Source organism: Mesorhizobium sp. WSM4823, assembly GCF_055811195.1.
This window is the reverse complement of record NZ_JBVVQL010000001.1, coordinates 14,489-29,084: the sequence shown is the minus strand read 5'-3', so window position 1 is coordinate 29,084 and position 14,596 is coordinate 14,489. Positions and strand designations below refer to the sequence as shown.

General features: G+C 62.0%; 9 protein-coding genes. 4 read left to right on the top strand and 5 right to left on the bottom strand.

The genetic code is table 11. The features are described 5' to 3' along the window. Window positions 1–46: 46 nt before the first annotated feature. Both AC0L26_RS00120 and AC0L26_RS00115 read left to right on the top strand, forming a co-directional pair. Window positions 47–1,273, top strand: a complete 1,227-nt coding sequence (locus AC0L26_RS00120) for a lytic murein transglycosylase (RefSeq protein WP_473630708.1) — start codon at window positions 47–49, stop codon at window positions 1,271–1,273. Between the two features lie 132 nt (window positions 1,274–1,405). Next, the gene (locus tag AC0L26_RS00115) at window positions 1,406–2,638 is read left to right on the top strand and encodes an SGNH/GDSL hydrolase family protein (protein ID WP_473630707.1); all 1,233 of its coding nucleotides are present in this window, start codon (window positions 1,406–1,408) and stop codon (window positions 2,636–2,638) included. Window positions 2,639–2,852: 214 nt separating this feature from the next. Here AC0L26_RS00115 and AC0L26_RS00110 read toward each other — a convergent pair whose 3' ends face one another. Continuing rightward, the gene (locus AC0L26_RS00110; protein WP_473630706.1) at window positions 2,853–4,307 is read right to left on the bottom strand and encodes a glutamate synthase subunit beta; all 1,455 of its coding nucleotides are present in this window, start codon (window positions 4,305–4,307) and stop codon (window positions 2,853–2,855) included. Window positions 4,308–4,452: 145 nt separating this feature from the next. Beyond that, a complete protein-coding gene (gene gltB, locus AC0L26_RS00105; RefSeq protein ID WP_473631500.1) occupies window positions 4,453–9,189 on the bottom strand; it encodes a glutamate synthase large subunit in 4,737 nt (1,578 codons plus the stop codon). A gap of 467 nt (window positions 9,190–9,656) precedes the next feature. Here gltB and AC0L26_RS00100 point away from each other — a divergent pair, with 467 nt between their 5' ends. Continuing rightward, window positions 9,657–10,709, top strand: a complete 1,053-nt coding sequence (locus AC0L26_RS00100; protein ID WP_473630705.1) for a threonine aldolase family protein — start codon at window positions 9,657–9,659, stop codon at window positions 10,707–10,709. Window positions 10,710–10,783: 74 nt separating this feature from the next. Here the strand turns inward: AC0L26_RS00100 and AC0L26_RS00095 are convergent, their stop codons facing one another. Then, complete coding sequence (locus AC0L26_RS00095) at window positions 10,784–11,251, bottom strand: Hsp20 family protein (protein ID WP_352933100.1); 468 nt, start codon at window positions 11,249–11,251, stop codon at window positions 10,784–10,786. A 545-nt stretch (window positions 11,252–11,796) separates the two neighbouring features. On the opposite strand from AC0L26_RS00095, the gene AC0L26_RS00090 reads away from it, so the two are divergent. Beyond that, a complete protein-coding gene (locus tag AC0L26_RS00090) occupies window positions 11,797–12,789 on the top strand; it encodes an alpha/beta fold hydrolase (protein WP_473630704.1) in 993 nt (330 codons plus the stop codon). 22 nt (window positions 12,790–12,811) lie between these two features. Here AC0L26_RS00090 and AC0L26_RS00085 read toward each other — a convergent pair whose 3' ends face one another. Further along, window positions 12,812–13,324, bottom strand: a complete 513-nt coding sequence (locus AC0L26_RS00085) for a DUF1579 domain-containing protein (RefSeq protein WP_473630703.1) — start codon at window positions 13,322–13,324, stop codon at window positions 12,812–12,814. Window positions 13,325–13,572: 248 nt separating this feature from the next. Further along, window positions 13,573–14,346: a histidinol-phosphatase gene (hisN, locus tag AC0L26_RS00080; protein ID WP_354493043.1), complete on the bottom strand. Its 774-nt coding sequence runs from the start codon at window positions 14,344–14,346 to the stop codon at window positions 13,573–13,575. Window positions 14,347–14,596: the final 250 nt, after the last annotated feature.

The following is a 14,596-nucleotide window of genomic DNA, read 5'->3' as shown; positions in this document are numbered from 1 at the left end:
GGGTTCGGCGATGAATGATCTTCCTGTGATGAAGAAGGAGGAAAAGATGTCCGTTTGCAATGCCGCAAAGCGCTTCGCAAGCATTGTTGCGGCCGCCAGCCTATCGCTCGCGTTGCTGATGCCCACCGGATCTGCTTTTGCCGACGCTGGGTTCCGGCAATGGGTGGCGAGTTTTCGCGCCACCGCAGTGCAGAGCGGTGTTTCCGGCGCCGTTTACGACCGGGCGTTCGAGGGCATCAGCGATGCCGATCCCATCGTGCTGGAAAAAGCCCGCTATCAACCCGAATTTACCGCACCCGCCTGGGATTATTTCGACAACCGGGTCCATGACCAGTCGGTCGCCGTCGGCAAGCAAATGGCCAGGAAATGGAAGCCTTGGCTGGACAGGATCGAGGCAAAATACGGCGTCGACCGCTACGTCCTGCTGGCCATCTGGTCGATGGAATCGAATTACGGCGAAATCCTCAAGCGCGACGAGGTCATGCGGAACGTGGTGCGTTCGCTGGCAACGCTCGGCTATGCCGACCGCAGACGATCGAAGTTTGCCCGCACCCAGCTGATCGCAGCGCTGAAGATCCTGCAAAGGGGCGACATCGACAAAAGCCACCTCAGCGGCTCATGGGCCGGCGCCATGGGTCATACTCAATTCATTCCCACCAGCTACCAGGCCTATGCGGTCGATATGGACGGCGACGGCAGGCGCGACATCTGGAATTCGATTCCCGATGCATTGGCAACGGCCGCCAATCTGCTCAGGAAGAACGGCTGGCAGGCCGGCAAGACCTGGGGCTATGAAGTCAGCCTTCCCGAGGGGAAGAAGTTCCCGGCCGGATCGAAGTCGCTGTCGCAATGGCAAGCGCTGGGTGTTACGCGTGTCAACGGAAAGCCCTTCAAGAGTGGTGCGGAGAAGGCTACGCTGAAGGTGCCGGGCGGCCGCGGCGGCCCGGCCTTCCTGATGATCAAGAATTTTTCGGTCATCAAACGCTATAACAATGCCGACAAATACGCGGTTGCCGTTGGCCTTCTTGCCGACGAAATCGCCGGCCATGGTGGCCTTGTGCAGGACTGGAAGCGACCTTTCACGAAGCTCTCCTTCGAGGAGAGGCAAGAGCTACAGCAGCGGCTTTCGCAGTACGGCTACTATGACGGCAAGTTCGACGGCAAGATCGGCGAGGGATCGAAAGCCGCCATCATGGCCTTCCAGGCTAAGGCCGGCTTGACCCAGGACGGACATCCGAGCATGGAAGTGCTCAAATCGCTCAGGCAGAACTAACCTCGCATAGAGAGACGACCTGGAGCATCGGAACTCAAACCGGTTTTGGGGAAACCCGATGCTCAAATCAAAAGATAGAGCGGCGGCACGATTGGCCTTGAGGCCGGCGCTCTTAAGGGATGGAGAGGGCGATTGGTTTCGGCTGCGCGTATCCGGGTGATTTTTCGTCGCGCGCCGATCCTGATTCTGGCGATTGCCGTTTTGGCTGTCAGTACTGCCGCCGCCTTTCACACGCCGGCCATCGCGCAGGAAGAACAAAGGCGTGGCTGGTCGCTGCGTGACTTGTTGTTCCCGCGTCGCAGCGAGCGGTTGGAACCGCCGCCGCGACTAATTCAGAGAGCCAGGCCGCCGAAGCCGAGGGCAAAAAAGCCCCGCCCCGCGCCGCGCCGGCCGGCTGAGCCGACAACCCCTATTGTCGAGAAGGCGCCGGATGCCCGCACCGTTCTGGTGGTCGGCGATTTCATGGCGAGCGGCCTGGCCGAAGGTCTGGATACCGCCTTCGCCGAAAACAGCAAAATCAGGATCGTCGTTCGCAGCAACGGTTCGTCCGGTTTCGTGCGTGACGATTTCTACAACTGGCCCGAACAGATCAAGTCGCTGATCGAAACTGAAAAGCCCGCGGCCGTAATCGTCATGCTTGGCTCCAACGATCGGCAGCAGATGCGCGTGAACGACGAGCGCGAACAGCCGCAATCCGAAGGCTGGACTAAGGAATACGAACGCAGGACCGAAGCGTTCGGCAAGGCCATTGCATCGGCCAAGGTGCCGTATCTGTGGGTCGGCATGCCGGCATTCAAGGCGCCGAAGATGACCTCCGACATGCTGGCTTTCAACGAGATCTACCGCGCGACGGCCGAAACTCATGGCGGCGAGTTCGTCGACATCTGGGACGGCTTCGTCGACGAGGATGGCGCCTTTGTCACCAGCGGGCCCGACATCAACGGGCAGCCGGTGCGTTTGCGAACCGACGACGGCATCTATGTGTCGAAAGCCGGCAAACGCAAGCTCGCCTTCTATGCCGAAAAACCCTTGATGAAAATCCTTGGAATGACCGCGCCAACGGGCACACCGGCAACTTATGCGCCAGCGGGCGCTCCCGTCGAAGCCCCGGCACCGGCCGCGGCCCCGATGGCCGTCAATCGCACCGTGCCGATGTTGCTCAACGATCCGGCGCTCGACGGCGGTTCGGAGCTTCTCGGCGCCGGGCCGCCGGCAAAGGCGGGTGGGCTCGGCGAGAAACTCGTCGTCGAGGGCAAGGCATCAGATGCTTCGCCCGGCCGCGCCGACGATTTTTCCTGGCCGCCCAGGGCACAGCCTGCGGCGGCAGCCGCCGGAAGCGACACGACGACGGCGATCAATCCTTGATACGAGGTTCGGAGACCATTTCGAAACTCGCTCCTGTGAGTCGAATGAGAGTGCTTTCGATAACCGGAGCGGAGCGTATATTCGAGTACGTGAGCACCGGCCTACGTCGGCCGTAGCCTAAATGCCACGACCGCTCATGAGTGCTTTGGCCGGCGAAGCCGGAAGCGCAGAAAACGCTCTCAGATGGCCGCAGGAGTAGAGTTTCCAAGCGGTCTCAGTGCGGCAACACGCTCGATCCCATCAGCGCCTCGTCGATCGAACGCGCCGCCTGCCGACCCTCGCGGATCGCCCAGACGACCAGCGACTGACCGCGACGGACATCGCCGGCCGCATAGAGCTTTTCGACGCTGGTCTTGTAGTCGCGATCATTGGCCTCGATGTTGTTCGAGCGGCGGCTGTCGACAGCGATCTTCATCTGGCCGCCCAGCTCCGACACCGGTCCGACGGTAGCCGGCCCGGCAAAGCCGATGGCGATGAAGGCGAGATCCGCGCGGATGACGAATTCCGTGCCGGCGATCGGCTTGCGCTTTTCATCGACCTCGCAGCATTTGACGCCGGTCAACGCGCCGTCCTCGCCGATGAATTCGAGCGTCGCCACCTGGAACTCGCGCTCGGCGCCTTCGGCCTGCGAGGACGAGGTGCGCATCTTCGTCGCCCAGTACGGCCAGACCGAAAGTTTGTCTTCCTTTTCCGGCGGCTGCGGCCGGATGTCGAGCTGGGTGACGCGCACTGCGCCCTGTCGGAACGCCGTGCCGACACAGTCGGATGCGGTGTCGCCGCCGCCGACGACGACGACATGCTGGCCGCCGGCGACGATCGGCTGCGAGAGCCACGCCACCGACTGGATCGGCTCGCCGCCGACGCGCTTGTTCTGCTGCACCAGATAGGGCATCGCGTCATGCACGCCGGCGAGATCGTCGCCGGGAATGTTGGCCGGGCGCGGTGTTTCCGAACCGCCGCAATAAAGCACAGCATCGTATTCGGCGAGCAGCTCCGCCACCGGCTTGTCGACGCCGACATTGACGCCGCAATGGAAGCTCACGCCCTCGCCCTGCATCTGCTCGATGCGCCGGTCGATATAGTGCTTCTCGATCTTGAAGTCGGGGATGCCGTAGCGCATCAGCCCGCCCGGCCGGCTCTCGCGCTCATAGACATGCACATCGTGACCGGCACGGCCGAGCTGCTGGGCAGCCGCCATGCCGGCCGGCCCCGAGCCAATGACGGCAACGCGCTTGCCGGTCTTCCTTTCCGGCGGATAGGGCCGGATATGACCGGTTTCGTAAGCCTTGTCAGCGATCGCCTGCTCGATCGTCTTGATGGCAACCGGAATGTCCTCGAGGTTCAGCGTACAGGCTTCCTCGCAAGGTGCCGGACAGATGCGGCCGGTGAACTCCGGGAAATTGTTAGTCGAATGCAGGTTGCGGATCGCATTGTCCCAGTCGCCATTGTAGACAAGGTCGTTCCAGTCCGGGATCTGGTTGTGGACCGGGCATCCGGTCGGCCCATGGCAGTACGGAATGCCGCAATCCATACAGCGCGCAGCCTGTTTCTCGACCTCCTTGTCCGACATCGGCAGCGTGAATTCGCGAAAATGCCGGATGCGGTCGGAAGCCGGCTGGTACTTGTGCACCTGCCGGTCGATCTCGAGAAAGCCTGTTACCTTGCCCATAGTCCAGTTCCTGCTGTCCAGAAGGCGCGCTCGACGACGCACCCGTTAACCTCATAAGGCAGCCGTGGCAACCTTCAGTCCGAGGCCAGGATTGTTGATGAAGGCGTCGACCGGGAAGCTTTGGCTTCCCGGCAACTCCCAAAGCCTATTCCGCCGCAACGCCCATACGCATGCGTTCCATCTCGATCAAGGCGCGGCGATATTCGACCGGCATGATCTTCCGGAATTTCGGCCGGAAAGTCGCCCAATTGTCGAGGACCTCGCGGCCGCGCACCGAACCCGTGTAATGGACGTGGTTCGAGATCAACTGGTAGAGCCGCTCTTCGTCATGGCTGGTCATGTCGCCGGATACGTCGACACGGCCCTTATGATCGAGGTCGCCACCATGGTGGAGCAGTTTTTCCATCAGGTCGTCTTCTTCGGGAACGGGTTCCAGTTCGACCATCGCCATGTTGCAGCGCTCGGCGAAATCACCTTCCTCGTCGAGCACATAGGCGACGCCGCCCGACATGCCGGCGGCGAAATTGCGGCCGGTCTGGCCTATGACGACGACAATGCCGCCGGTCATATACTCGCAGCCATGATCGCCGACGCCTTCAACGACGGCAGCGACGCCCGAATTGCGCACGGCAAAACGCTCGCCGGCGACGCCGCTGAAATAGGCTTCGCCCTCGGTCGCGCCGTAAAGCACCGTATTGCCGACGATGATGGACTCCGCGGCGACAATATTCGCGTTCTCGGGCGGTCGGATAACGATGCGGCCGCCGGACAAGCCTTTGCCGACATAGTCATTGGCAGCGCCGACGAGTTCGAACGAGACGCCCCGCGCCAGGAAGGCGCCGAACGACTGGCCGGCCGTGCCGGTGAGCTTCACCGAGATCGTGTCCTCGCGCAGCCCCTTGTGCTTGAAGCGCTTTGCCACTTCGCCAGACAGCATGGCGCCCGTCGAACGGTCGACATTGCGGATCGGCAGCTCGATGCTGACCGGCTGCCTGGCTTCCAGCGCCGGCTTGGCCAGCTCGATCAACTTGCGGTCGAGCACGTCTTCGATCGGATGTTTCTGGCGCTCGGTCCAGTGCACCGCCTCGTGCGGGGCATCTGGCTTGAAGAACATCTTGCTGAAATCGAGCCCGCGCGCCTTCCAGTGCTGGATCAGCGCCCGCTTTTCCAAGAGATCGGTGTCGCCGATGATCTGGTCGAGATGGGTGTAACCCATGTCGGCGAGCAGCGCCCGCACCTCTTCGGCCACATAGAAGAAGAAGTTGATGACATGTTCCGGCGTGCCCTTGAAGCGCTTGCGCAACACCGGATCCTGCGTCGCGACGCCGACCGGGCAGGTGTTGAGATGGCACTTGCGCATCATGATGCAGCCGGCCGCGATCAGCGGCGCGGTCGAGAAGCCGAATTCGTCGGCGCCGAGCAACGCACCGATGACGACGTCGCGGCCGGTGCGCAGGCCGCCATCGACCTGCAGCGCGACGCGCGACCTGAGGCCGTTGAGCACCAACGTCTGGTGCGTCTCGGCAAGGCCCATTTCCCATGGGCTGCCGGCATGCTTGAGCGAGGTCAGCGGCGATGCACCGGTGCCGCCGTCATAGCCCGATATGGTGATGTGGTCAGCACGCGCCTTGGCGACGCCGGCCGCAACCGTGCCGACGCCGACTTCGGAGACCAGCTTGACCGAGACATCCGCCGCCGGATTGACGTTCTTCAAATCATAGATGAGCTGCGCCAGATCCTCGATCGAGTAGATGTCATGATGCGGCGGCGGCGAGATCAGGCCGACACCCGGTGTCGAGTGCCTGACCTTGGCGATGGTGGCATCGACCTTGTGGCCGGGCAGTTGTCCGCCCTCGCCGGGCTTGGCGCCTTGCGCGACCTTGATTTGCATCACGTCGGAGTTGACCAGATATTCCGCGGTCACGCCGAACCGGCCGGAGGCGACCTGCTTGATCGCCGAGCGCTCGGGGTTCTTGCCGCCGCCCGGCAGCGGCAGGTAACGGTCGGCCTCTTCGCCGCCCTCGCCGGTATTCGACTTGCCGCCGATGGTGTTCATGGCGCGCGCCAGCGTGGTGTGCGCTTCCCTGGAGATCGAGCCGAAGGACATCGCGCCGGTCGAGAACCGCTTGACAATGTCGGCCGCCGGCATGACCTCGTCGAGCGCGACCTTCTTGCGCCCGGTTTCCTTGGCGAGCTTGATCTTGAACAGGCCGCGAATGCTCTGCGCCCGCGCGGTCTCGCTGTCGATCTGAGCGGAATAGTCCTTGAACATCTCCCACGAGCCCTGGCGCACGGCGTGCTGCAAGGTGGCCACCGCATCGGGCGACCACATATGCGCCTCGCCGCGCATGCGGAACATGTATTCGCCGCCGACTTCGAGACTGTTGCGCAGCACCGGGTCGTTGCCAAAGCCGTCGGTGTGGCGGCTGACCGTCTCGGCGGCGATCTCGTCCAGCCCGACGCCTTCGATCAGCGTCGCTGTGCCGGTGAAATATTTCTGCACGAAATCCGACTTCAACCCGATCGCGTCGAAGATCTGCGCGCCGCAATAGGACTGGTAGGTCGAGATGCCCATCTTGGACATCACCTTGAGGATACCCTTGCCGATCGACTTGATGTAGCGGGTGACGACTTCGTAGGCATCGACCTCCGCCGGCAGCTCGCCGCGCTTGTGCATGTCGAGCAACGTGTCGAAAGCCAGGTAAGGATTGATCGCCTCGGCGCCGTAGCCGGCAAGGCAGCAGAAATGATGCACCTCGCGCGGCTCGCCGGACTCGACCACGAGCCCGACCGAGGTGCGCAGACCCTTTCTGATCAGGTGGTGGTGCACCGCGGCCGTCGCCAGCAGCGCCGGTATGGCGATGCGGTCCGGTCCGAGCTGGCGATCGGACAGGATGATGATGTTGTAACCACCGGCGACCGCCGCCTCGGCGCGCTCGCACAGCCGGTCGATGGCGCCCTGCATGCCGGCCGCGCCCTCGTTCGAGCCATAGGTGATGTCGATCGTCTTGGTATCGAAACGGTCCTCGGTGTGGCCGATGGAGCGGATCTTTTCGAGATCGCCATTGGTCAGGATCGGCTGGCGCACTTCGAGCCGCTTGCGGCGCGAGTTTCCGACGAGGTCGAAGATGTTTGGCCGCGGTCCAATGAATGAAACCAGGCTCATCACCAGCTCCTCACGGATCGGGTCGATCGGCGGGTTGGTGACCTGGGCGAAGTTCTGCTTGAAATAGGTGTAGAGCAGCTTCGATCTGTCCGACATCGCCGAGATCGGCGTGTCGGTGCCCATCGACCCGACGGCTTCCTGGCCGGTCGTTGCCATCGGCGACATCAACAGCTTGGTGTCTTCCTGGGTGTAGCCGAACGCCTGCTGGCGGTCGAGCAGGCTGACATCCCTGCGCAGCGCGCGTGGCTCGACCGGCTTCAGATCCTCGAGGATGAGCTGGGTGTTGGCGAGCCAGCTTTTGTAGGGATGCCTGGTCGCGATCTCCGACTTGATCTCCTCATCGGAAACGATGCGGCCCTTCTCCAGGTCGATCAACAGCATGCGGCCGGGCTGCAGCCGCCACTTCTTGACGATCCGCTCCTCCGGCACCGGGAGCACGCCGGCTTCCGAGGCCATAATGACGCGATCGTCGTCGGTGACGATGTAGCGTGCCGGGCGCAGCCCGTTACGGTCGAGCGTGGCGCCGATCTGGCGGCCGTCGGTGAAGGCCACCGCCGCCGGCCCGTCCCACGGCTCCATCAGGGCGGCGTGGTATTCGTAGAACGCCTTGCGATCTTGATCCATCAACTTGTTGCCGGCCCAGGCTTCCGGGATCAGCATCATCATCGCATGGGCGAGCGAGTAGCCGCCCTGCGTCAGGAATTCGAGCGCATTGTCGAAACAGGCGGTATCCGACTGCCCCTCGTAGGAGATCGGCCAAAGCTTTGAAATGTCGTTGCCGAACAGTTCGGAATCGACCGAGGCCTGGCGCGCCGCCATCCAGTTGACGTTGCCGCGCAGCGTGTTGATCTCGCCATTGTGGGCGACCATGCGATAGGGATGCGCCAGCTTCCACGACGGGAAGGTGTTGGTCGAGAACCGCTGGTGAACCAGGATCAGCGCCGTCTCGAAACGCGGGTCGGTCAAATCCTTGTAATAGGCGCCGACCTGATAGGCCAGGAACATGCCCTTATAGACGATGGTCCGCGACGACATCGACACGACGTAGAAACCGTTGTCGACGCCCTTGGTCTCCTCATGGATGCGGCCGGAAATGACCTTGCGCAGGATGTAGAGCCGCCGCTCGTAGTCGTCGTCGCTCTCGATCTCGGCGCCGCGGCCGAGGAACACCTGCCGCTGGACCGGTTCGGAAGCAGCGATATCCGGGGCCTTGGACAGCGATGAATTGTCGACCGGAACATCGCGAAAGCCGAGCAGCGGCTGGCCTTCGAGCTGCGCCACCTCGGCTATTATGTCTTCGATATGCGCCTGAAGCTCAGGGTCGCGCGGCATGAACACATGGCCGACGGCGTAATGGCCGGGCTTGGGCAATTCGACGCCTTGGCTGGCCATCTCCTCGCGGAAGAAACGGTCGGGGAGCTGCACCAGCACGCCGGCGCCGTCGCCCATCAGCGGGTCAGCGCCGACAGCGCCGCGATGCGTCAGGTTCTCGAGCACGTTAAGGCCGTCCTTGACGATCTGATGCGACTTCACGCCCTTCATGTTGACGATGAAACCGACGCCGCAAGCATCGTGCTCGTTGCGTGGATCGTAAAGGCCTTGCGCGGCAAAGCCGGTATGGGTTCGCCCGATATTGGTCAGGGACGGATTTTTGACGGCTGGCGCTTTCGTCTGCGCGGCCGGGCCGTTCGTCGCAGATGGCGTCATTTCCGTCATCATCCTGTCCTCCATTCCCTGCCCTTAGGGCGCTGGTTTGCGTCGGGAAGCGCTTGGCTCCCCCTTCATCCTTGCGGCACGTCTTGCGAAATCCTTGCGACCAGGCGGCCTGGTTCGCATCCGGTAATCGTACAGGCCAGAGCCAGGCTGTCTACCTGTCGCTCACGGCAACGGCCGGAGAGGCCTAATGATACGCCAATCCAGCCTTATGTGTGCGACAAAATAAGACAGCACTACTGTCCTAAATTTTTATGACAGATATTCCCGATAGGCACAAGACCGATTCATGAAAATCTTCGGCATTCCACGACAGAAAATTACGCATGGCCGCGGCAGCACGTAACCTTCGGTCGTTTATCTCCACCGTCGCCTCTCCCTGGCTTTACCGGTTTTCCGGCACTTGGCACTTGCGGGCGGGATGCGAAAGCGGCCAAGGTTGCATGGATTTTCCCAGCACAGGCAAACGCATGAATTTCGCTTCCGACAATTGGGCAGGCGCCCATCCCAGTATCGCCGCAGGCCTGTCGGCCCATGCCGGCGGTTTTTCCACCGCCTATGGCGACGGCGCCCTCGACCAGACCGTCTACCAGCACTTCAATGACATCTTTGAGCGCGAAGTCGGGGTGTTTTTCGTGGCGACCGGCACCGCCGCCAATTCGCTGTCGCTGACCGCCTACAACAAATCAGGCGGCCTTTCCTTCTGCCATCGCGAATCGCATGTCATCGAGGATGAATGCGGCGCGCCGGAATACTTTACCGGCGGCTCGCGGCTCTATGCCGTCGACGGCGCGCTGGGCAAGATCGATCCGAACAGGCTGGAAGGAGCGGTTGGCCTGTTCGCGGCTGAAATCGTCCACTCCGGACGCCCGATGGCGGTATCGATCACCCAGTCGACCGAGGTCGGCACCATCTACACCTTGAATGAGATCGCCAGGATTTCGGAGATCGCCAAACATCACAAATTGCCGCTGCACATGGACGGCGCCCGTTTTGCCAATGCTCTGGTCGCACTGGAGACGACGCCGGCGGAAATGACATGGAAGCGCGGCGTCGACATTCTCTCCTTCGGCGGCACCAAAAATGGCTGTTGGTGCGCCGAGGCTATCGTTCTGTTCGATCTGGATCGTGCCAGGGAATTAGCCTTCCTGCGTAAGCGCGCGGCGCAATTGTTCTCGAAATCGCGCTTCGTCGCTGCGCAGTTCGAAGCCTATTTCAAGGACGGCCTGTGGCTCGATACGGCCCGGCATGCCAACGCCATGGCAGCGCGCCTTGCGGCGGTGATCGAGGATTCGCCATCGGCGCGTCTGGCTTGGCTGCCGCAAGCGAACGAGGTTTTCGCGGTGATGAAAAAAGCCGAGGCTGAAAGGATGCAATTGGCCGGTGCCGCTTTCTATGACTGGCACAAGCCGCATGACTTCGACGGCCATACCGGCGAGGACGAGGCGCTCTACCGTTTCGTCACCAGCTTTGCGACCACGGCCGACGACGTCGACCGCTTTGGTCAGCTCATTGCTGGATAGCTGCATTCATGCCAACGAAAAAGGCCGGCGAAAACGCCGGCCTTCGTCGCTGACGGTCGTTTTTGCGACGCAGCTTATGCGGCAGTCTTGGCTTCGATCTGCTTGGCCTTGGCCGAAGACGCGCTAATCGCGATCTTGCGGGGCTTCAGCTCCTCGGGAATGTTGCGCTTGAGGTCGACGAAGAGCAGACCGTTCTTGAGCGAGGCGCCGACGACTTCAACGTGGTCGGCAAGCTGGAAACGGCGCTCGAAGGCCCTGCTGGCGATGCCGCGATAGAGCAGTTCGGAACCCTCGCCATTGCCGTCTTCCTTGCGCTCACCCTTGACGGTCAGCACATTGCGGTGAGCTTCGATCGAGAGCTCGTCGTCCGAGAAGCCGGCGACCGCCATCGAGATGCGATAAGAATCCTCGCCGGTGCGCTCGATGTTGTAGGGCGGATAGGTCTGCGCGCCTTCGGGCTGCGCAAGCGAATCGAGCATGGTGAACAACCGATCGAAACCGACGGTCGAACGATAGAGCGGGGAAAAATCAACGTGACGCATAGTGTGTTCTCCTGTTGAGCAACAAGGTTTGCGTATGGCCGGTGCGAAACCCGTGATGGCGTTCCGGATAAGGCCAGCGGCCCCGACATTGGCGACCGCAGCAGACATTTGGGGAGCACATGAAGCCATTTCAAGATTCTGCCAGCTCGATGAACGGCAGATGAACCGCGGCTTCGGCGAACGTTCAGCAATGCGGCCCTAGACTGCCTACAGGGTCAAGGAAAAGGCGGTGGTTACGGCGTCGCGCATCCGATCGGACGCGCAAGAGAGCTGTGATTTTGATCGCGCATGATCCCCAGCGAAAATCGAGCCTGATTTTCGATGTCATGTGCGAGGTGCCGCAACGAGGCCGACCGGGTGTAACGTCCCTTCCTCCCGGATCGACAGAGGCCGGAAGCATGCCGCAAGCCGCTTCCGGCCTCACTCGCTGATTGCCGCGTTCAGCCTTCCAACGCGTCCGGAATTCCTTTGCATTTGGTGCATGGGCGTCTATGCCTACCCAAAGCTTGCGCCATGCAGGCAGCGACACACAAACGCAGCGCCGAATGACGGACATCTTCAACGAAACTCTCCTCTCCCGCGAAACTCCCCTCTTCCGCGAAACTCCGGGCAATCCGCCACCGGCAAATGCGGCCGGTGGTTTCTTTACGACGCGCGATGGCAAGAAGATCCGCTACGGCCTCTTCCCTGCCGTTTCCCGCCCGATGAAGGGCACCGTGGTCGTTCTGACCGGCCGAAACGAGTGCATCGAAAAATATTTCGAGACGATCCGTAATCTTGCCGACCGCGGACTCGGTGTTGCGACCCTCGACTGGCGCGGCCAGGGCGGTTCCGACCGGCTGATCGGCGACCGCGAGCGCGGCTATGTCAGGAGCTTCTTCGACTACACCAGCGACTTGGAACAGTTTTTCGAGGAGATCGTGCTGCCCGACTGCCGGGGTCCGTACTACATATTGGCCCATTCGGCTGGGGCGGTGATCACGCTGCTTGCTGCGCAGTCGATGGTGAATCGCGTACGGCGAATGGTGCTGATCGCGCCGTTCCTGGCCGTGCCCGACCTGCCGGTCTCGACAACCACCGTTCGCCGCATCTGTTCGCTGTTCTGCTTGCTGGGCCTTGGCAAGCTTTATGCCGCCTGGGGCCCCCGGCCGCGGAAAACCTTACCCTTTGCCAACAATAAGGTGACATCGGATCCGGAGCGATATCGGCGCAACACGCTGATCTATGAGACCTACCCGCAACTGGCGCTCGGCGGTCCGACGATCCGCTGGCTGAAAGCGGCGGCGGAGGCGTCCGAGGCCATCAGCGATCCCGACTTCATGGCCAGGATCCAGGTTCCCTTGCTGATGGTCGCCGCCGGCGCTGACCAGGTCGTCTCGACCAAGGCAGTGGAAACCTACACCAGACGTCTGCGTCTCGGTTCGCTGCTGGTGATCGACGGCGCACGCCACGAAATATTGCAGGAAGCCGACTTCTATCGCGAGCAGTTCCTCGCCGCCTTCGATGCCTTCATCCCAGGAAGCGACGACGCCGCCTGATTGAACGCCGCGTCCCTTGGCTCTACGCCTGCCGGGCGAAGTCCATGATCCAGTTGGTCTCCCAGTTCTTGCCGCCATCCGGTGAAAAAGCCTGCTCCCAGAGCGCCGACTTTTCACTCATCCGCGACCAGAGGAAGCGAACCTGGATCGGGCGGCCGTCGAAGACGTCCTCGCACAAGAACGTGCCAACGCCTGCTTCAAAAGTGCCGCGCATCGGGACATCGATGGTCGAGGGATTGCGGCCGTCGATCCACCAGATCGACCATTGCCTTGTCGCCGGATCGAACGTCCGCAGCGTGGCGGCGCAATAAGCAGCGCCGGGCAATTCAATGACGTTGTCGTCGAAATTGCCGAGGCCACCAAGGATCGAGTGCACTTCGCATGTCCCGCCAAACACGTCCCAGTTCGTGTCGCCTTGCAGCCGCTTCTGCAACCTTCGATGGCTGACGTTCCAGCGGCCGAAAAAGAAATCGAAGTCGGCCCGACCGTCTGCCGGGCCGTCGCCGGAATTGCTGACTGCTGATTGCGTTGACATGTCTTCCTCCCTCTGGTGACATCATTGCATAGCAGGGGACTACTGACATCCTGCTGTCAGGAGGACCGGTCACCGCGCCAGGGTTCGTTGAGATTCAGGTCAGGCCGAGTCGGAGTCGTAGACGGGCGCGTAGCGACCAAACAAGGTGGTTTCCGAGAACCGGAGCGGAGCGTACCTTTTGTACGTGAGCACCGGAAGCGCAGGAAGCCGCCATTTGCAGACCGGCATCACCTGAATATCGGCGGACCCTAGCCACGCAGCGCCGCCATCGCCGCAGCGTGAAGCTCTGGCGTTGCCGCAGCCAGGATGTCGCCGCCCCTCTCCGCCGGTCCGCCTTCGAAGGTGGTGACGACGCCGCCGGCCTTCTCGATGATCGGGATCAGCGCGACGATATCGTAGGGCTTCAATCCGGGGTCGGCGACGATGTCGACGCTTCCCGCCGCGACCATGGCGAAAGCATAGCAGTCGGTGCCGTAGCGGGCGAGCTGGACCTGTTTCTCGAACAGGTCGTAGCGCAGGCGCGCGTCTCCCTTGAACAGCGCCGGCGTGGTGGTGAACAGCGTCGCCTCGGCGAGGCTGGTCGTCTTACGGGTCGTCAGCCTTCGCGGCCCGCCCGGACCTTCATAATGGGCACCGGAAGCGTTGGCGTAGAAAAGCTCGCCGGTGAAAGGCTGTGACATCATGCCGGCGACAGCATCGCCGTCGACGGTCAGCCCCACCAATGTTCCCCACACCGGCAGGCCGGAAATGAAGGCGCGCGTGCCGTCGATCGGATCGATGACCCAGACATGTCTGCTGGAAACGTTCTCGCTGCCATGCTCCTCGCCGAGGATGCCATGATCGGGATACTCCGCTGATATAAGCGCCCGGATAACTCGCTCGGCCTCGCGATCGGCCTCGGTGACCGGGTCGAAGCTGCCTTGCTCCTTGTTGGCGACCGCGCCTCGGCTGCGAAAGCGCGGCAAGGTCTCGGCTGCGGCGGCAAGTGCAATGCGCCGCATAAAATCGATGCTGATGTCCAACTGAGTCTCCCGCGTAGCCGAGCTGAACCGTCGTTTGCCTGCGGTTTTCCGCCAAAACAAGGGCGTGCGAGAACTTTTGCGCATCGACAACTGTTGCTCGAATGCAACGCTAGCGCCGCCGAAATGCAATTTCCACATCACAGTGAATTAAAAACGCCGGTCGGCGGCTTGACATTTGTGCAGCGCACAATAGGTTTGTTCTCGGACAGGTTTTCCTGTCCATGCCCTCCTTGGGCGTTTCCTCCCTAGA